Source organism: Proteus alimentorum (genome assembly GCF_002607735.1).
GTDB classification, from domain to species: Bacteria; Pseudomonadota; Gammaproteobacteria; order Enterobacterales; family Enterobacteriaceae; genus Proteus; species Proteus alimentorum.
The window spans coordinates 208,602-227,472 of record NZ_NBVR01000031.1 but is presented as its reverse complement, the minus strand read 5'-3'; the positions used below and the strand labels follow the sequence as shown (position 1 = coordinate 227,472).

Sequence of the window (18,871 nt, the reverse complement as noted above, 5' to 3'; positions counted from 1 at the left end):
AAAGGATCACATAGTGATCCTTTTTGCTTAAACAAAACCAATCGCTTTTGCGTGCATATTGGCGGGTATTTCTTCAATAGCAGCAAATCGATATTGTTGTGTTGTACCAATCGCAACACCCGTAAATAATGTTCCAACCGAAAATAAAATTAAGTTTTGATGAAATATTCCAGCAATGGCAAATAAAGCACCAACTAAAATGGTGTTTACCTTATACCAATAGAATTGTTATCGTTATTGAGTCGTTATATCTTGAAATAGTGACGTTTTAACACTCTAAATCATAGAATTTCATCATTTTATCGTAATTTTTCGCAGATAAGAACTATCTACCTACATTGGGGGTTTTTATCATGATATATTGCTACCTATTCGCTATAGCTGTCCTATAAAAGGTTAGAAAATGAGTAAATTAAGAGTCGCTATTATTTTTGGTGGTAAATCCACAGAACATCAAGTTTCATTACAATCAGCAAAAAACATTATTAATGAATTAGATCGAACAAAATTCGACCTTTGCTTAATCGGTATTAATGAACAAGGTCAGTGGTATGAATATTCAGAAACTGATTATTTACTAAATAGCGATAATCCTAAAACTATTTCATTAAACAAACCTTTAAGAGCGGTTGCTATAATTCCTGGTAGTGTAAAAAACCAATTTATTTCACTTGAAGATGGTCAGGCATTACCTCAAATCGATGTTGTATTCCCAATTGTCCATGGTGCGTACGGTGAAGATGGGACACTCCAAGGCTTATTACACATGATTGATATGCCTTATGTAGGACCCAATATCATGAGTTCTGCTGCTTGTATGGACAAAGATATTACTAAACGCCTACTTGATGGCGCAGGATTAGCGGTTGCACCATTTATTACTATTATGGCGCATCAAATTAATGATATTCCTTACAACGAAATGGTTCGTCAATTAGGACTTCCTTTATTTATTAAACCTGCAAACTTAGGTTCTTCAGTAGGAATTAGTAAAGTTAATAATGAAGAAGAATTCAACGCTGCATTAGAAATGGCTTTTGAATATGATCTTAAAGTGATTGTTGAAAGTGCTATTGTCGGTCGTGAAATAGAGTGTGCCGTTTTAGGTAATGAAAATCCAGAAGTTAGCCCTTGTGGTGAAATCGTATTAAACGATGCTTTCTATGCCTATAACACAAAATATATTGATGAAGATGGCGCCAAAGTCGTTGTCCCTGCGGTAATGGATGAAAATACGAGTTTGCATATTCGACAAGTTGCATTAAAAGCATACCGTGTTCTTAATTGCTTAGGTATGGCTCGTGTAGATGTATTCTTAACGCAAGATAATCGTGTTGTGATTAATGAAATAAACACACTACCTGGTTTTACTAATATCAGTATGTATCCAAAATTATGGCAGAGTGCAGGTTTAGGTTATCAATCATTAATTACTAAATTAATTGAGTTGGCACTAGATCACCATAGAAAAACGGCTGTTTTAAAAACGAAGTGTGAACTTTAATTGATGTATAAAAAGTGAGTGCTTGATGAAAATTACACATCTTGATCATTTGGTATTAACTGTTGCTGATATTCAGGTAACCTGTGATTTTTATCACCGTGTATTAGGCTTTAACGTTATTACGTTTAAAGAAGGGCGCAAAGCTCTCACTTTTGGTTCTCAAAAAATAAATCTTCATCAAGTAGGAAAAGAATTTCTTCCCAAAGCAGCAAAACCAACAGCAGGTTCGGCTGATTTGTGTTTTTTAACACAAACACCGTTATCAGAGATTATTGAGCATTTAAATCATCAAGGTGTACAGATAGAAGAAGGACCTGTTCCTAGAACAGGTGCAACTGGCGCTATTATGTCGGTTTATTTACGTGATCCTGATAATAACTTGCTTGAGGTAGCCAATTTAATTGATGAGTAAAACACGCTATATAACCCTATTTAGCGTGTTTTTTAGTTTTTAAAAGCAAGCGTTTAATCAAGCGTATTTTCTTGAGCCAGCGACACAAAAAATAACGCCAAGGGTGACTAACAACATCAATAAATTGACAGATTCATGAAGTAATACTGCGGCTAAACCTAATCCAAAGAATGGTTGTAATAATTGAAGCAGTCCTACTGCTGCGATCCCGCTTTGTGAGATTGAAGCAACCAATTTCCTTGGCTTTCTCCTACACCCGCTTTATCCCATATATACACACCAATGCCAGCATCCAGTAAGCTATTAATTAATGGCAAATATCCACTATTTGAAAAGCGATCTTGGGCACCATCATCATGAACAAAAATAGCGACTGCTCTTATATTATTCTGATTAGGTAAAATTAATGTTCCAGATAAAGTATCTGTTTTAGAAGTAAAATTAATCGGTGTTATCGCTAAGGCATGATCATCCAATTCAAAATCAGAATACTGGCCACGACCAATGATAATCACAAAAAGAAGTACAATAAATCCTAAATAAAACTAAATTGATTTGAAACATTTTTTCATATCTTGAAAAATCCACTATGGGTGTAGACCCGTGAGTACTATAAATAAATCATTTATGTCCCTATTTTATATAATATGTATTAATTAGTCTAATTAGTCTAATTAGTCTAACCAATTGAAATGGTTTTATTAAAATTTGCTTAAATGGGAACTGGCACGATGAGTTTCGCATTAAAGTAAGATTGATTAGATGTTTTCATATTACGTTGCTTAAATGCGAAAAAACAAACAATAGAATATGGCTACTATTTTACTTGGTTTTTTTACAAATGACATGAATTGTTAAATAAAAAAAGATATTGAGTTATCATTTGTTTAAATTTGTATTGAATAAATGTGTTACCTAAACAAAATATCAGTATAATTACTCGGGATGAAATATTGCTATCTAAATTGGATTGTCTAAAACAGAGTGATTTTGCGTTGTTCTCACGTAATTGTCATATAAGAAATATTGCTAAAATGATAACGAACTTACTTTATTGTTATTTTTTAAATTAAGTAGTAAAGGAATGAAGTAAATATCTTTAGCGTATTCTTAATCAAAAAATGGACGGTGTGATGAAAAAACTTATCCTATTCGGTGCAATATCTGGCGGTATACTATTTTGGTCTATACATTTACAAGCAGATAATTTTGATTGTCGAAATGCGGCGACTCAAACTGAAATTAACCAATGTGTATATCAAGATTTTCAGCAAAAAGATGAAGAACTTAACCGTATCTATCAACAATATTACGCTAAATTAGAAGGTGGTCGAAAAGATCAATTTAAGCAAGCCCAGTTAGTTTGGATTAATTTTAGAGACCTCTCTTGCCAATATGAAGCAGACTATTATCAAGGCGGTAGTTTAGCGCCAATGGTATATAGCAGTTGTTTAAAAGATAAAACAAAAGAAAGAATTAGCGATCTTAAAAATTATATTGCTTTATATTAAAGAAAATATTAAACCTAAAAAATACAAACATATAAATATATATTCTTTTTATAATAATCAAATAAGTCTAGTGATTACCATGAAAATATTTTATATATGATATAAATGTAAGTTTTGTATTATTTTGAAACATAAAATTCCTTGACTAATCACTGCCACAAAGTAGTCTGATGCGCAATTAATAAGCAAAAAAGAAGTGAATACAATGAATAAGATATTAAAAATTGGGCTAGGATTACTTTTTTTATCACTACCATTCGCTTCAACATTAGCAGATATTAAACTCGAATATGGAGTAAATCTTATCGATTTTAATGGTGATGGTATTCCTGATGTTGTCGTTAAATCTAAACGACCATTAAGTGATTCAACATCTGTTGATATGGTAACGGTTTATATCAAAGATAGTGATCAAAAGGTTTATATTGTTCCGTCCATATATGCTAACGCATTGAGTCTTTACAACAATAAGATTAAAGGTACAGATATCACCATCTCTGATTTCAAATTTATTGAGAAAAAAGATCTCGTTGTATTGCTAAGTGCTGAAAAAGTGGGAAACAACCTACAAAAACCCACTCCAATTCGCTTTTCAAGTCATTCTATTTCAGAAAATAAAAAAAATGATGAAATTCAGTTTAAATGGCAATTTAATACCTATTGTGTAACTGAATTATCCTATCTTAGCGTAGAAGATGCATATTCTGATAATTGTATAAACAAAATTATTAATGAATAAACTGACAATTGAACAATAAACACATCATATTATGATGTGTTGCTTTTTTGTTTTATAAAACAATGTATTGTAAAAATATAAACAATATTCCTTTCTTTATATGCATTGGGTACTTGTATCATTTCTTGTTCCTTGTTATTAATCTACTGTTAGGATATTTCTTAATCAAAATGATTTTTATGGCACTGTTTTATCAAAGTCTGTTTAAGAGGGAGATATGAAGGAAATTATTACAGGTTTACTTCTAGCCTCAATATCGCTATTTACTGTATCTTGTTCACAAGAAGATACGCATAGAGTAAAAGTGGCAATTAATACAGGGCCTGATCAAGTGATTTGGGATGAAGTTATTCGTTTAGCGAAATTAACTGAAGGGTTAGATGTTGAGGTTATCACTTTCAATGACTATGTTCAGCCTAATAAGGCATTGAATAATAAAGAAGTTGATGCGAATGCGTTTCAATCCATTCCTTATCTTCAAGCTCAAATGAAAGAGCACGGCTACCAATTTCATATTGCCAGTAAAACGTACATCTTTCCTTTAGCTGCATACTCTAAAAAAATTAGCGATATAAATGAATTAAAGCCTGGTGATATCGTTGCAATTTCAAATGAAGTTAGCATGAAAGGGCGTGCACTTTTATTACTCGCAGAAAACCACCTCATTACTCTTAACGATAATGTTGGTTTCACGCCAACAGTAGACGACATTACCGATAACCCAAAAGAAATTACTTTTATTGAGGTCGATACACCTAAGCTTACTGAAGCATTAAATGATCCAAGTGTCACAATGGCTATAATCAATAATAATTTTTCATCTCAAGTCGGTCTCATTGCGACTCGTGATGGGTTGATCTTAGAAAATAAAAATTCACCATATGCTAATGTTATTGTTACGCGTGAAGATAACAAAAATGATGAAAATATAAAAAAACTGGTCTCAGTTCTGCATTCAAGACAAATCGAGTTAAAATTCAAAGAAATGTACAAAGGTGATGCAGTAAGAGCTTGGTAATATCTCTCAACTTAAAGGTAAAAAGAGGCGATCAATCTTTTTATCTTTAAGTTTATCCTGTCTTTTTCCTTTTTTAACTAGAATAATCAACTTTTATTTAGTCAAATCACCTTGATTAAATACCACTCAATGAATAGAACCTTTTATTTAACGTTATTTTTATGCTTGAACCCATTATGTTTATATAACTACTGGTTTTTATTCTATATAAAACATTCTAACAACATGAATTTTTTTCAGTATGATAAAGATCCTTCATTAAACATAAGAAATAAAAAATGACTGACTCTCAAATGAAAAAACAATATATTGGCGAACATAAACTCTCACCAGAAACACTAATGATGAGTTATGGCTATGATCCATTACTCTCTGAAGGCTCAGTTAAACCACCTGTATTTTTAACATCCACTTTTATTTTTAAAAGTGCTGAAGAGGGTAAAGCTTTTTTTGATACCGTAAGTGGTAGAAAACCTTTACCAGAAGGTGAAAAAGCAGGTTTAGTTTATTCTCGCTTTAATCAACCTAATAGTGAAATTGTTGAAGACAGATTGGCTGTTTATGAAAATACGCAATCTTGTGTATTATTTTCATCAGGAATGTCTGCAATCACCACAACATTAATGGCATTAACGCAACCCGGTGATGTTATTTTACACTCACAGCCACTTTATGGCGGAACTGAGACGTTAATTGCCAAAACACTGGCTAAATTTGGTATTCAAGCAACATCATTTACTGACGGATTAAACCATTCACTTATTCAAGAACAAGCGGATAAAGCCCGTCAAAAAGGGCGTGTATCTGTTATTTTTGCAGAAACTCCTGCGAACCCAACTAACTCCTTAGTTGATATTGAAGCATTAAAAAACGTTGCTGACCAATTAGAAAAAATACAAGGTTATCGTCCTATTATTGTTTGTGATAACACATTACTTGGTCCTGTATATCAACATCCGATAGAACAAGGTGCTGATATCTCAGTCTATTCTTTAACTAAATACGTCGGTGGGCACTCAGATTTAGTTGCAGGTGCTGCAATGGGCTCTCGTGAACTTATTAATCAAATCAGATTATTAAGAGGGGCAATAGGGACACAACTGGATCCTCATTCTTGCTGGATGTTAGGTCGATCTTTAGAAACATTGCAAATTAGAATGGAAAAAGCCAATCAAAATGCATTATTAGTTGCAGAGTTTCTGCGTGATCATGAAAAAGTAAAAACAATTCATTATTTACCTTTTGCAGATAAAAATTCTGTTGAAGCTCAGGTTTTTTCCAAACAATGTACAGGTGCGGGATCTACGTTCTCATTTGATATTGTGGGTGGAGAAAGTGAAGCTTTCCGTTTTCTTAATGCAATGAAAATTTTTAAGCTTGCAGTAAGTCTGGGGGGAACCGAATCTCTGGCATGCCATCCTGGTTCAACAACGCATTCGGGTGTACCAATAACATTACGACATAGTATTGGCATTCAAGACACCACCATTCGTTTATCTATTGGAATAGAAAATCCACAAGATTTAATTGCTGATTTATCCCAAGCATTAGCTAATGCTTAATTAAATTGTAGTTTTCATATTAAAAAACACCAGATAATGTGAATTTCACAATCTGGTGTTTTGTTTTAATAGGTCTGTTTTTGATTTCGCGTACTGCTCTTCAATAACGTGATGGAATTTAAATCCACATTTTTCTTGTGCTTTTTGTGATTTCTCATTATCAGCGAAATAGACACACCATAAATTATCTAGTTCCCGTGTTTCAAAACTATGCCGACTGATTTCTTTTACGGCTTCTGATATTAAACCTTTGCCCCAAAATGGAACGTCTATCCAATAAGAAACTCCAGCATTTATCCCCAATCAAGAAATTACTCTCACCTAAAGTGTAACCGTTCTTTTTTTACTGGCATTCATTCCTTGGATCATACAAAACCAAGCAAGACCGCAAATCACCATTAAAATCGCAAATAAGGAAACAGGCGGGAAAGAGGTTAGAATAAAACCACTGGCAAGTGGATTAAGCGCTGCACCTAACCAACCGAGTGACTGTGCAGAGAAATAACTTGCTTTCATTCCTAACGGTGCAATGTTATCAATCATCATATACTCACCAGGTGCATAAATTAACTCACCTAAGGTAAACACAGCGATAGCTAATGCCCAAAATATTAAATTATTACCTGCAAACATAAAACCAAGTAAGCCCATCATAAAAAATAGCGTACCAAGCGTCATTAATTTACGTAGTCTTTCGGCTGTAACATGCTTACCTACAATATATTGTAGAGAGACAACAATGGCGGCATTTACTGGTAATACAACCGCAATGACCGACTCTGCTAATTTCGCATCGTAAACTACTAAAATATATTGCGAAATACACGATGCAAAAGAGCCAAATGTTAATGTACCGAAAAAAGTAGAGAGTACAAACCAACTTAACGCTCTGTCTTTTAGCATTATTTTCGGATCCCATTTCACACTGTTTTCTTCACCAGCCTTTATTGCTTTAGAACGCTGAACAAATAACTGGATCATAAAAAGTGGAACACTGGCAGAAATAGCGGCAAGCCAAAACGGTAATTGTGTTCCATACATTAATAATAAGGTGCCAATAGGTGGGCCAACCGTCCATCCCATATTAATAAAGGTATAGTTTAAAGAGAATATTTTAGGTTTCGCTGAAACTGACAACGTTTCAGAAAAATAGGCCTTTAACACGGTTGAAAATACTAAATAAGAGCAGTTAATCACCGAGAAAAAAATAACGACTAAAACAGTACTATGGATCATAGGTATTGCAGCAAATCCAAAGATAAACGTTATAATAGATAGCAACATATAACGTTTTTTCTCAAATTTATCAGCAAGCATCCCAAAGCCAAGGCTGAAAAAAATACCCGTTGTTAATGCAATAGACATGGCAATACCAATATCATCAACAGGTAATTGATACTCCCGCGACAAATAGATCGCCATAAACGGTAATGTTGCACCTCTCCCTATTGTCAGAAGAAGTGATGAAAATAGCAGTGCAGTTGTTGATCGTGTTTTTTTTGAGAACATATTATCTTTATTCTAATTATTTGTATTTTATAGGATATTTTGTAATTTGTGCGATTTTTTGCGGGTGAAAAAATAACAAATTCGCACTGTATATTAATACATGACTTAATAATTGCTGTATAGCCTAAAGTTAGAGAAAAAGCTCTTTTTGATCTTGTCTTTTTTCCTGCTTATCTCCTCGTAATATTTAATTATCCCATTTTTGATAATAGTGTTTATCAAATTTCTCTCTATCAACACATTGTTATTTTTTCTAAACTGAGTCAATTACTGTTTTATTTACTGCATTAAATCCGAGGCCGTTATGTCTTTTATTCATCTTGAATTTGAAAAACCTATTGTTGAATTAGACGAAAAAATAGATGCATTGCTCACCTTTAAGCAATCTCAAGATGAACCAACAGGTATTAATTTAGATGAAGAGATCGCACGTTTAAGGCAAAAAAGCCTTTCACTAACAAAATCTATTTTTACCGATTTAGGTGCTTGGGAAATTGTGCAACTCGCTCGTCATCCCATGCGCCCATATACCCTTGATTATATTAAAGCGATTTTTACTGATTTTCAGGAGTTGGCGGGTGATAGAGCTTACGCCGATGATAAAGCGATTGTTTCGGGTTTAGCGCGTTTAGACAAAATGCCAGTTATGGTGATTGGGCAACAAAAAGGGCGTGATACAAAAGAGAAAATTCTTCGCAATTTTGGTATGCCATCTCCAGAAGGTTATAGAAAAGCATTACGTTTAATGAAAATGGCGGAACGCTTTCATCTACCCGTTATTATTTTTATTGATTCAGCTGGGGCTTATCCCGGTGTCGGTGCTGAAGAACGAGGACAAGCAGAAGCTATCGCGCGTAATATTCTTGAAATGTCACGATTAAAAACACCTATTATTTGCACTATTACTGGTGAAGGATTCTCTGGTGGTGCGCTAGCTATTGGTGTTGGTGATAAAGTTAATATGTTGCAATATAGTACTTATGCGGCAATTTCACCAGAAGGGTGTGCTTCTATTTTATGGAAAAGTTCTGATAAAGCGCCAATTGCGGCAGAAACCATGGGAATGACAGCACCTAAATTACAATCATTAGGTATTATCGACGCCATTATTCCAGAGCCATTAGGCGGAGCTCATCGTGATCATCAACAAGCTGCAGAATTTCTTAAACAACAGTTATTAACTGACTTAACCTTATTAAAAAACTATTCAACCGAAGAACTTTTAGATAAACGCTATCAAAAACTCATGTCTCACGGTTACTGTTAATTATTAACGAGTGAAAAGAAAATGAATGATACACTGCCTATATTGAGTAATAGAAATACAGTAGGCAGTGAGTTATTTATGCAAATCGATCTTAATTTATTACGTATTTTTTCTGCCGTTGCAGAGCAAGGGCAATTTGCAGCTGCTGCTCGGTTATTATCTATGCCTACCTCAAATATCAGTCGTGCAATTAAACAGCTTGAACAGCAACTTAATTGTAAACTTATTGATAGAACAACTCGAAAAATGCGCCTTACTGAACAGGGTAAAATACTCTATCAGCAAGGAACGAAAACTTTAACTGAATTAGACAATGTGGTAAGCAATATCACCAGTGATGGACCATTATCGGGCACTTTCCGTTTAACGATCCCAAGTGAATATGGCAGTGAGCTACTTGGTAATATTTTGGCTGATTTTGCTGCACTTCATCCCAATTTGCTTATTCAATGTGATACTCAATTAATGCCAAGAAATATCATCGATGATGATATTGATTTGCTATTAACTTTTCATCGTGGAAACTTAGCAGATAGTAGCTATCACTCACGCTTAATTAAATCATGGCGCAGTATTGTTGTGGCATCTAATGAATTATTAGAAAAAACAGGAATACCCACACATATTGAACAATTAAGCAAAATGCCTTGTATCTCTAGCTTGAGCGCACTAGAGGGGCAACCTTGGATATTTATGGATGATGATAAAAAACCAATCAGAGTAACCATTAATAGTAATTATCGAGTAAACAGTGCCATATTGGCAAAAGCAGCCGTATTAAAAGGATTGGGATTTGCTATTCTAGCTGAGCATTGCTGCCTTGATATGATCAAAGAGGGGAAGTTACGAGCTATTGAGTTTCCTCAACAACCCGCAACGATTAATTTAGTGGCAATATATGCAACTCGCAGCACGCTCTCACGTAATATTGAGTCTTTTCTTGAATTTCTAACTCAACGTTTATAAACATTAATCTGTGATTTGTTGGGTAAGTGTCTTATGTTTTGCTTTAACTGGAAAGAGCACAATAAATAGCGTTACAATACATGAGATCCCCGCAGTCACAATTGCATAAGCAAATCCCGAATTAAATGCCTCTGGTAACAGAGTGACAAATCCTTTGTCTAAATTATTTGTCGCATTTTCAGTCACCAAACTAACAATATCGATATAATTTACAGATATTCCCAATACCTGACTTTGTATCACCATATAATGAATTAATAGCAATAAATAACCCCCATATCATGAGTTTTCTGACTGAAAAATAAGAAGATAGTCGTCCAAACGACATCGAAAACAGTGCCATTGCAATAAATTCTGGTGCCATTCTCCAACCCGTTTCTAATGCACTCCAGCCTTGAGCTTTTTGCAAAAATAAACAAAAGTAATTGGGGCAACATTAACAGGACAACTTGTTGATTATTCTGGTGTTCAATCGGATATATGGATTGCAATTAGCGCAAGTGCTTTAGTGATGTTAATTGCATTTATTGGCTGTAAACGAATAAATAATTACAACAGTAAGATTTAGGCATAATCAATAATAATTAAAGCCTAAGAATATCAGCAAAAATTAATGTCAATATCTTAGGCTTTTCAAATCAACGGCTACGATTTAACAGCATTAAACAAAGGAAATAGCTACCGCCTAAAATTGCCACTAAAGTTCCCGCAGCAATTTGTGCAGGATAAATCAATATTTGCCCAAGCCAATCAGCCCAAACCATTAAAGTCGCACCGATTAATCCCGAAAGAATCAATTGTGATTTTATTTTTTGAGCACCAATTAATACCGCCATATGAGGGGCGACTAAGCCAATAAAGGCGATAGGGCCAACGGTTGACGTAACTAATGCGCATAACAGAGAAACAATGATCAATAAAATAATACTTGCTTGTGCTGTATGTAATCCTCGCGCTAAAGCAAAGCTTCGGCCAATAGATATTAATGCCAACCATCGAGTGAGTAATAACACAACGCCCACAATAAAGATGATAGCTAATGCAAAATAAATCGCTTGTTGCTCTGTTACACGATAAGTAGAGCCTGATAACCACAATAATATTTTATAGCTACTTAACGATCCCTTCGCTAAGAAAAACTGAATAAAAGCCTCTAAACTCGCGGTTAATGCAATACCTGTTAAGATCAAACTAGCAGGGGCATATTGGTGTCTTTTACCTAACACTAATAAGATAATCATAACAACACCGCTTCCTAATAGCGCTGTTCCCCATTGTGATGTTTGTAAAGTACTTCCCAGAATTAAGCTAGAAAATACTAAAGCGAAAGTGGCACCAGATGAAACACCTAAAATATCGGGGCTGGCTAACGGGTTATAAATTAAACGTTGTAAAATAACACCCGCAATAGCCAGTGCAACACCCGCAAAAAGTGCTGTTAATAGACGAGGAAAACGTAAAGCCCCTTGATAAACAGAAGGCACTTCCCAAAACCATTGGCGCTCATTAATATGAATAAACAAGGTAAGCGCTAATCCAAGCATTAATAATGCTGTTATTCCTATAACTGTATAATTCGATAGTTTTTTAGTTTGAGAAATAATTGAAATAGAAAGCTGATCTGAAGCTTGCATTTTCTTACGACTAAACCAAATTAATGCAGGCGCGCCAATAGCGGCAGCAGTAACACCACTTGGAATAACCGTATTAAGCCACTGGCCAGCCCATATTGCCAAGCTATCCGTAATAAGCAATAAACATATTCCCATAAGACCGCTGGCAATAAGTTCTTGGCGAGCAGTTCTTGCGCCTAATGTTCTTACAATATTAGGTGCAAGTAATCCGATAAAACTAATCACCCCAACAACAGTAATAGAGACAGAGACTAACCAAGTACATAATATAATAAAAAAGGCAAATGCAGGTAAAACAGATAACCCTCGAGCCGTCGCGCCTTCATGACCCAAACGTAACAATGTAAGAATACGAGGGGCAAAAATAAAAATAAGTAAAATAGGGGTGATCCGGGGTAATAACCAAAAAAACGGTTCCCAACCATCTTGAGCCAAATCTCCGGCTCCCCACATAAATATATTTTGCGCGAATTGAGCGTTTAATGTCACTAATGCCGTTGCAATAGCGCCTAATAGAATATTGACCACCATACCTGAAACAACTAAAGGTAAGCCGGTCATATTGCGAATTCCTGCAATAATAATTACCAAAGAAAAGGCTAATAAAGCCCCCATTGTTGCGGCTACTGCACTATAATCTGCAACCAATCCTGTGAACCAAATATTAACGATCACTAGGGCTAACCAAGCACCAGATGAAGTTCCTAAGGTTAAAGGAGAAGTTAAATTATTCTGCGTTAATTGCTGCATTAAACTGCCAACAACACCAAATAAACCGCCAATAACAACCGTCATGGCTAAACGTGGTAATTGCGCATGTAAGAAAAAAACATCCGCAAAAGGCATTGTTGTGGCTGAATGCGTCAATAAATATAGTTGGCGAGATAAAGAAAGAGAGTTATCAATTTGTAAGCTGATAATACTTAATAAGATGATCGCCAAAAAATAGAAAGTATATTGCTTAATTTTCATTATTCGGTGCCATATCTAATAAGCTTTCTGTAATTGCTTCCGCCATTAACGTTAACGATGTCATTCCTCCATAATTCCAGACAGGCTTGACGGAATGAAAATGCCCATTTTGTACAAATGGCATGGCTTTCCATAATACAGATTTTTGCAACTTACTTTCATCAGGGAAAGGCAACATATAAAGGACATAACCATATTTAATCTGTTGCAATACATTCATTCTTCGTTGATCAATCCCCCAAGGTTGAGGAGGTAATGATATTGCTGATTTCAGCCCCAGCTTATTTATCACATATTCGGTTGTTGAGTTTTCAGTATATAAAAAGACGGAGGTAAGCGTAGAAAAACGAATGACTTCTACTTCGGGTAATGTGATAAATGCCTGCTGTAACTTTGCTCTTAATTGCGCAAAAGTAGCATTCATTTCATCTAATTTTTGTTGTGCGAGAGTTTGCTTTCCCAAAAGTGAAGCAAGGGTATTAAAATGCGTTATAGCAACTTGTGCCGCATTATCTTGACGAGAAAAATTAGGTAAATAAATCACAGGGGCAATGGTTTCTAATACAGGTAGTAAGTCTTGCTGGGAGCTTGACGCTAAAATAAGATCGGGTTTTAACGTCGCTATTTTTTCTAAATTAGGCTCTGCCCGCATTCCGACTTCTTCAATAGAATTCGGTGCAATAGGGTGAGCAACCCATTGGTTATAACCTGCAATTTCAGTTGCCCCTACGGGGATAACGTCAAGTGTTAATATTTGCTCAAGTAAATCCCAGTCTAAAACAATAATACGCTGCGGTATGTTAGGAGCCTTTTCATTATTATTTTGCGCTGCATTTACTGTGGGAATAATGAATAAAATAACTAAACAAAAGGACAGCAAATTAACTATTTTTTGTAATATTACACGCATACCACTGCCACCTTATGTTGTTGTGAGCCTTTATTATCAGGGTGCTCAATCAGCTTAATCGGTGTTTCATAAAGTGCAGAAAGTCGTTTATCATCAAAAAGTAATGAAGCTTCACCTTCAAACGCAATTTTACCTTTTTTAAGCGCGATGATATGAGTGGCATAACGCAAGGCAAGGTTAAGATCATGCAAAATAACAATAATACCAACGTGCTGAGTCTGATTTAATTCACTCAACAATTCCATGAGTTGATATTGATGATGTATATCTAATGCTGATGTTGGTTCATCTAAAATTAAAATAGGTGATTGTTGAGCAAGTAACATGGCAACCCAAGCCCGTTGACGTTCGCCACCCGATAAATTATCAGCCAGCGTGTCAGCAAAAGGAAGGACTCCCGCTTTTTCCATCGCTATTGTGATAATTTCATCATCTTTTTTATTCCAACGGCCTAATGTGCCACGCCAAGGAAAGCGCCCTAAACGCACTAATTCTCTGACAGTTAATCCAGCAGAAGCAGGGAGTTTTTGAGGAAGAAAGGCGATTTGTTTAGCCAGATCACGAGGCTTATAATGTGAGATATTGCTGTTATTTAGTGTAATAGATCCACTATCTGGAACTTGCTGGCCTGATAACAAACTGACCAAAGTCGATTTACCTGAGCCATTATGGCCAAGCACAATGGTTAACCCTAGATCTGAAATGCGCAGTGAGGGGATTGATAGAATAGTGCGTCCACCGCGATCCATTTGAATATTTGAGAGTTCAAACATAGTCACTCATTTATAAAATGATATTCCGCCTTTTATTGTATGGTTAACAACAAAAGGCGGAATAATAAAGAAAATTACCAGCGATATTTAGCATTCAATAAAACGGAACGAGATTGCCCGTAATAGCAGTAATAATCACAACCAGAGAGATACTCTTTATCAAGAATATTGTTGATATTTAACTGTAATTGCCACTGTTTATTGAAATTATAAATTGCAGCCATATCCCATAATGTTGCACTAGGTACTGTTAAATCACTGCTCTTAGGATTATCTTTAGATTTACCTAAATAACGAACCCCCGTTCCTAAAGTTAAATCTTGGGTTCCCGTAATTGGAATGGTGTAACTCCCCCAAGCAGAAGCCGTATGTTTAGGAATTAAACCTGCTTGTTGTTTACCTTTATTACCCGTGTCATCGGTTTGCATATCGGTATAAGTATAATTGGCTTTTAATGCTAAACGTTCCGTTAATTGCATTTCAGTTGTTACTTCAATACCTTTTGACGTTACTTTACCGGTTTGGGTTGAAACAAAAGTCATTGGGTTTGCAACCAGTGCATTCTTCTGTGTGATATCAAACCAAGCAATATTAAAGTAACCATCTATAAAATCAGGTGTATATTTTATCCCTGCTTCAATCTGGTCACCTTTTAATGGTTTATACAGATCATGAGTCGCAGGATCGATAGTGCTCATTACTTCAAAAGACTCAGAATAACTCACATAAGGCGATAGACCATTATCCGCTAAATACATTAATCCTGCATTGAGGCTAAATTCGCTATCCGTGCGTGATTTATCCTCATTTTTTGCTTTGGCTCTATTTTCTGTTTTCACCCAATCTTGGCGTACACCCGCCATGGCGATCCAACGACTATCAAATTTGGTTTGATACTGTGAGTAAAGGCTATATTGTGTTTTATCAATGGTACGATTGACATTATCAGCAGAGTTAAGAGGAATATAGTTGCCGTAAACAGGGTTCCACGGATTAATCTTACCAAAGCTATAATTATCTTGCTCATCACCTTTGGTTTGGTGATATTGCAATTCAGCACCCGCTAATAACGTATGTTCGAAATTATCCGTATCCCATTCACCAACAATATTATTATCAAAAGAAATGCTTTGGTTTTTACCATCACGGAAAACAACACCACGATTTAGTTCTGTTGCTGTAATATCTGAATTAGGGAATGCATAAACACTACGCAATAACAGGTCGTTATAACCATAATTTAAACGTTGAGAAAAACGCCAAACATCATTGATATTACTTTCTAATAAATAACCTGCTGAAATTTGGGTGCGTTTATATTTATCGTAGCTTGGTTCACCTAAGTTAGTTGACGGTTTAATTTTACCAAAAGGAGATGAAATTAATGTACCGGCAGCAGGGAAGAAAGGATTGGTTGGAGTGCCATCATCATGCAAATAAGTTGCCATGAAGGTTATTGCTGTATCGTCAGTCAGATTAATTGCAACACTTGGCGCAAGGTAAATACGCTCATTATCAGTGTGAGATAATTCTCCATCTGACTTTTTCATTAGTCCAACAAGACGATAGCGCACACGTTTATCATCTGTTGTACTTGAAACATCAAAGCCTAACCCACGTTGGTCATTATTTCCGACCTCAAGAAAGACTTCATTTTGAGGCTTAAAGCTGGGTTTCTTTTGTACGACGTTAACCGCACCACCGGGTGTTGATTCGCCAAATAATACTGCTGATGCGCCTTTTACCACTTCAATTTGCTCAAAACCATAAGGCTCCAGTAGCCATGTATAATAACCATCACGAAAGAGACGACTGTTATCTAAATAAGTGGCAGCTTCGAAACCACGCACGCGAAGCCAGTCAGTATCGTTATCAGCACCAAAAGGCTGGGAAACAACACCGGAGGTATAACGTAAGGCTTCATCAAGTTTTTGAGGGGCATGAGTTTCGAGATCTTTTTGAGAAATGATAGAAACGGATTTAGGCGTTTCTTGCAGACTGGTATTTACTTTTAGAGCCTGAGCGCTAACGACAAGTTTCTCAACTTGTTCCGTTTTTGCTGTTTCTTCCGCAAAAGCCTGTGTAGTCAAAATAAAAGGAAGGGTGGCAGAACAAAGTAATGCCACGGGTTTTAATTTAAACGCACAAAATTTAATCACAATGAGTCACCGAATAATAATCATTACTATTACCACTATTATTCATGTAATCGATACTAAGGTAAATTAATTTATGCAAATATCTCTATAAATGACAACTTTTCGGGTTAATTAACTGGTTATGTCGATCCAAACAAGGTATCCACCGACAGAAGTGCTGCAATGTCGTGCATGATGGCTTATTTATAATCTATGCAATAAAAAAAAGGCCTGATAAATAGTCATCAAGCCTTTGTTTATTACTTTAATTCTGTTGCGAAATTAAAGCGTAACCCCTTTTTTCGCAAGAAACTCATCATAAGTGCCTTGGAAATTTGTCACTTTTTCAGGTGTAATTTCAATAATACGGTTTGCTAATGAACTGACGAATTCACGGTCATGAGAAACAAAAATCAATGTACCTTGATAAAGCTCTAATGCCATATTCAGTGATTCAATAGATTCCATATCTAAGTGGTTGGTTGGTTCATCCATAATTAGAATGTTTGGCTTTTGCATCATCAGCTTACCAAATAACATTCTGCCTTTTTCACCACCCGATAACACTTGGACTGATTTTTTCAAGTCATCTTGAGAAAATAGTAAACGACCTAACACACTGCGTACTGATTGTTCGTCGTCTTCTGGTTTCATCCATAAGCTCATCCAATCAAACACGGTCATATTAACTTCAAAATCAGTGGCATGATCTTGTGCATAATAGCCAATGTTTGAGTTTTCAGACCATTTTAAACGACCTGTATCTGGCGTTAATTCACCGACTAATGTTTTGATCATTGTCGATTTACCCACACCGTTATTACCTAAAATGGCAACCTTTTCGCCCACTTCCAGCATCATATTGACGTCTTTAAACAGCGGGGCATTATCATCATAACCCTTAGAGATATTTTCCACTTCAAGCGCATTACGGAATAATTTTTTCTCTTGTTCAAAGCGAATGAATGGGTTTTGACGACTAGAGGCTTTAACTTCGGCTAATTGAATTTTTTCAATTTGTTTTGCACGAGAGGTTGCTTGGCGTGATTTAGATGCATTAGCACTAAAGCGACTTACGAAAGATTGTAATTCACTAATTTGTGCTTTTTTCTTCGCATTATCCGCTAATAAACGCTCACGAGCTTGGGTTGCAGCAAACATATATTCATCATAGTTACCCGGATGAACAGCAAGCGCACCATAGTCTAAGTCAGCCATGTGCGTACATACCATATTGAGGAAGTGGCGATCATGGGAAATAATGATCATGGTACTGTTACGTTCATTTAACGTTTGCTCAAGCCAACGAATGGTATCAATATCCAAGTTATTCGTCGGTTCATCCAGTAACAAAATATCTGGATCAGCAAACAAGGCTTGTGCAAGTAACACACGTAATTTCCAACCCGGAGCCACTTCACTCATAGGGCCATTATGTTGTTCTAATGGAATACCTACGTTTAGCAATAATTCGCCAGCGCGAGATTCAACGGTATAACCATCCATTTCACCAAATTTCACTTCAAGATCGGCAACACGTAAACCGTCTTCTTCGCTCATTTCAGGTAAGCTATAGATGCGTTCGCGCTCTTGCTTCACTTCCCAAAGTTCAGTGTGACCCATAATCACCGTATCAAGCACAGTAAACTCTTCATAAGCAAACTGGTCTTGTTTTAGTTTACCAAGACGTTCATTAGGATCGAGGAATACGTTGCCGCTACTTGGCACTAAATCGCCACCTAAAATTTTCATAAAGGTTGATTTACCGCTACCGTTGGCACCGATTAAACCATAGCGATTTCCGCCACCGAATTTGACAGAAATGTTTTCAAACAGTGGCTTTGAGCCAAACTGCATAGTGATATTATTGCTGATTAACAAGACGAATACTCATTATTAGTGAATGACAAAAGGTAATGGGGCGGCATTATGCCACAAGTTACCCCCATTAAGACA

General features: G+C 35.8%; 17 protein-coding genes and 1 pseudogene. 8 read left to right on the top strand and 10 right to left on the bottom strand.

Annotated features, from left to right (window positions below):
- The first annotated feature begins 403 nt into the window (after window positions 1-403).
- Together ddlA and B6258_RS11610 are read left to right on the top strand one after the other, a co-directional pair.
- Window positions 404-1,504: a D-alanine--D-alanine ligase gene (gene ddlA, locus B6258_RS11615; RefSeq protein WP_099075385.1), complete on the top strand. Its 1,101-nt coding sequence runs from the start codon at window positions 404-406 to the stop codon at window positions 1,502-1,504.
- Window positions 1,505-1,529: 25 nt separating this feature from the next.
- On the top strand, window positions 1,530-1,916 hold the full coding sequence (locus B6258_RS11610) for a VOC family protein (protein WP_099075384.1): 387 nt from the start codon (window positions 1,530-1,532) through the stop codon (window positions 1,914-1,916).
- A 57-nt stretch (window positions 1,917-1,973) separates the two neighbouring features.
- On the opposite strand, the pseudogene B6258_RS11605 reads toward B6258_RS11610, so the two are convergent.
- A pseudogene (locus B6258_RS11605) lies at window positions 1,974-2,138 on the bottom strand (EamA/RhaT family transporter); the annotation flags it as partial.
- Window positions 2,111-2,431, bottom strand: coding sequence for an alpha/beta hydrolase family protein (locus B6258_RS11600; RefSeq protein WP_099075383.1), 321 nt, complete (start codon window positions 2,429-2,431; stop codon window positions 2,111-2,113). The gene B6258_RS11600 and the pseudogene B6258_RS11605, both read right to left, overlap by 28 nt.
- 618 nt (window positions 2,432-3,049) lie before the next feature.
- Here B6258_RS11600 and B6258_RS11595 point away from each other — a divergent pair.
- The 4 genes from B6258_RS11595 (at window position 3,050) to B6258_RS11580 (ending at window position 6,746) form a co-directional block, all read left to right on the top strand.
- On the top strand, window positions 3,050-3,427 hold the full coding sequence (locus tag B6258_RS11595; protein ID WP_240531572.1) for a lysozyme inhibitor LprI family protein: 378 nt from the start codon (window positions 3,050-3,052) through the stop codon (window positions 3,425-3,427).
- A gap of 205 nt (window positions 3,428-3,632) precedes the next feature.
- Window positions 3,633-4,166, top strand: coding sequence for a carbapenem self-resistance protein CarG family protein (locus B6258_RS11590; protein WP_099075381.1), 534 nt, complete (start codon window positions 3,633-3,635; stop codon window positions 4,164-4,166).
- A gap of 217 nt (window positions 4,167-4,383) precedes the next feature.
- Window positions 4,384-5,184 carry a MetQ/NlpA family lipoprotein gene (locus tag B6258_RS11585; protein ID WP_099075380.1) on the top strand — a complete coding sequence of 267 codons (801 nt, stop codon included), beginning with the start codon at window positions 4,384-4,386 and terminating at the stop codon, window positions 5,182-5,184.
- Between the two features lie 278 nt (window positions 5,185-5,462).
- A complete protein-coding gene (locus tag B6258_RS11580; RefSeq protein ID WP_099075379.1) occupies window positions 5,463-6,746 on the top strand; it encodes a cystathionine gamma-synthase family protein in 1,284 nt (427 codons plus the stop codon).
- A gap of 45 nt (window positions 6,747-6,791) precedes the next feature.
- On the opposite strand, the gene B6258_RS11575 is transcribed toward B6258_RS11580, so the two are convergent.
- Together B6258_RS11575 and ydeE are read right to left on the bottom strand one after the other, a co-directional pair.
- Window positions 6,792-7,049, bottom strand: a complete 258-nt coding sequence (locus B6258_RS11575; RefSeq protein ID WP_240531571.1) for a GNAT family N-acetyltransferase — start codon at window positions 7,047-7,049, stop codon at window positions 6,792-6,794.
- 18 nt (window positions 7,050-7,067) lie between these two features.
- Entirely contained in the window at window positions 7,068-8,255 is a 1,188-nt protein-coding gene (gene ydeE / locus B6258_RS11570) for an efflux MFS transporter YdeE (RefSeq protein ID WP_099075378.1), read from the bottom strand.
- Window positions 8,256-8,559: 304 nt separating this feature from the next.
- Here ydeE and accA point away from each other — a divergent pair, with 304 nt between their 5' ends.
- Together accA and B6258_RS11560 are read left to right on the top strand one after the other, a co-directional pair.
- A complete protein-coding gene (gene accA, locus B6258_RS11565) occupies window positions 8,560-9,522 on the top strand; it encodes an acetyl-CoA carboxylase carboxyl transferase subunit alpha (RefSeq protein WP_099075377.1) in 963 nt (320 codons plus the stop codon).
- Between the two features lie 78 nt (window positions 9,523-9,600).
- Window positions 9,601-10,488, top strand: coding sequence for a LysR family transcriptional regulator (locus B6258_RS11560; RefSeq protein WP_099075698.1), 888 nt, complete (start codon window positions 9,601-9,603; stop codon window positions 10,486-10,488).
- A 3-nt stretch (window positions 10,489-10,491) separates the two neighbouring features.
- Here the strand turns inward: B6258_RS11560 and B6258_RS18380 are convergent, their stop codons facing one another.
- The 6 genes from B6258_RS18380 to B6258_RS11530 all read right to left on the bottom strand — a co-directional run bounded on the left by B6258_RS18380 (window position 10,492) and on the right by B6258_RS11530 (window position 18,796).
- The gene (locus B6258_RS18380; protein WP_240531570.1) at window positions 10,492-10,752 is read right to left on the bottom strand and encodes a hypothetical protein; all 261 of its coding nucleotides are present in this window, start codon (window positions 10,750-10,752) and stop codon (window positions 10,492-10,494) included.
- 374 nt (window positions 10,753-11,126) lie between these two features.
- Entirely contained in the window at window positions 11,127-13,094 is a 1,968-nt protein-coding gene (gene fhuB / locus B6258_RS11550; protein ID WP_099075376.1) for a Fe(3+)-hydroxamate ABC transporter permease FhuB, read from the bottom strand.
- A complete protein-coding gene (locus B6258_RS11545) occupies window positions 13,084-14,004 on the bottom strand; it encodes an iron-siderophore ABC transporter substrate-binding protein (RefSeq protein ID WP_099075375.1) in 921 nt (306 codons plus the stop codon). The genes fhuB and B6258_RS11545 overlap by 11 nt, the downstream gene beginning before the upstream one ends.
- Entirely contained in the window at window positions 13,995-14,777 is a 783-nt protein-coding gene (locus B6258_RS11540) for an ABC transporter ATP-binding protein (protein WP_099075374.1), read from the bottom strand. The genes B6258_RS11545 and B6258_RS11540 overlap by 10 nt, the downstream gene beginning before the upstream one ends.
- A 74-nt stretch (window positions 14,778-14,851) precedes the next feature.
- On the bottom strand, window positions 14,852-16,936 hold the full coding sequence (locus B6258_RS11535) for a TonB-dependent siderophore receptor (protein ID WP_099075373.1): 2,085 nt from the start codon (window positions 16,934-16,936) through the stop codon (window positions 14,852-14,854).
- Between the two features lie 261 nt (window positions 16,937-17,197).
- Window positions 17,198-18,796 (bottom strand): ABC-F family ATPase, encoded by a 1,599-nt coding sequence (locus B6258_RS11530; RefSeq protein WP_088495593.1) that lies wholly within the window; start codon window positions 18,794-18,796, stop codon window positions 17,198-17,200.
- Window positions 18,797-18,871: the final 75 nt, after the last annotated feature.

Bases quoted from the DNA above. Each gene is read 5' to 3' on its own strand.
- ddlA (WP_099075385.1), top strand. From the start codon at position 404: ATGAGTAAATTAAGAGTCGCTATTATTTTTGGTGGTAAATCCACAGAA.
- B6258_RS11610 (WP_099075384.1), top strand. From the start codon at position 1,530: ATGAAAATTACACATCTTGATCATTTGGTATTAACTGTTGCTGATATT.
- B6258_RS11595 (WP_240531572.1), top strand. From the start codon at position 3,050: ATGAAAAAACTTATCCTATTCGGTGCAATATCTGGCGGTATACTATTT.
- B6258_RS11590 (WP_099075381.1), top strand. From the start codon at position 3,633: ATGAATAAGATATTAAAAATTGGGCTAGGATTACTTTTTTTATCACTA.
- B6258_RS11585 (WP_099075380.1), top strand. From the start codon at position 4,384: ATGAAGGAAATTATTACAGGTTTACTTCTAGCCTCAATATCGCTATTT.
- B6258_RS11580 (WP_099075379.1), top strand. From the start codon at position 5,463: ATGACTGACTCTCAAATGAAAAAACAATATATTGGCGAACATAAACTC.
- ydeE (WP_099075378.1), bottom strand. From the start codon at position 8,255: ATGTTCTCAAAAAAAACACGATCAACAACTGCACTGCTATTTTCATCA.
- accA (WP_099075377.1), top strand. From the start codon at position 8,560: ATGTCTTTTATTCATCTTGAATTTGAAAAACCTATTGTTGAATTAGAC.
- B6258_RS11560 (WP_099075698.1), top strand. From the start codon at position 9,601: ATGCAAATCGATCTTAATTTATTACGTATTTTTTCTGCCGTTGCAGAG.
- fhuB (WP_099075376.1), bottom strand. From the start codon at position 13,094: ATGAAAATTAAGCAATATACTTTCTATTTTTTGGCGATCATCTTATTA.
- B6258_RS11545 (WP_099075375.1), bottom strand. From the start codon at position 14,004: ATGCGTGTAATATTACAAAAAATAGTTAATTTGCTGTCCTTTTGTTTA.
- B6258_RS11540 (WP_099075374.1), bottom strand. From the start codon at position 14,777: ATGTTTGAACTCTCAAATATTCAAATGGATCGCGGTGGACGCACTATT.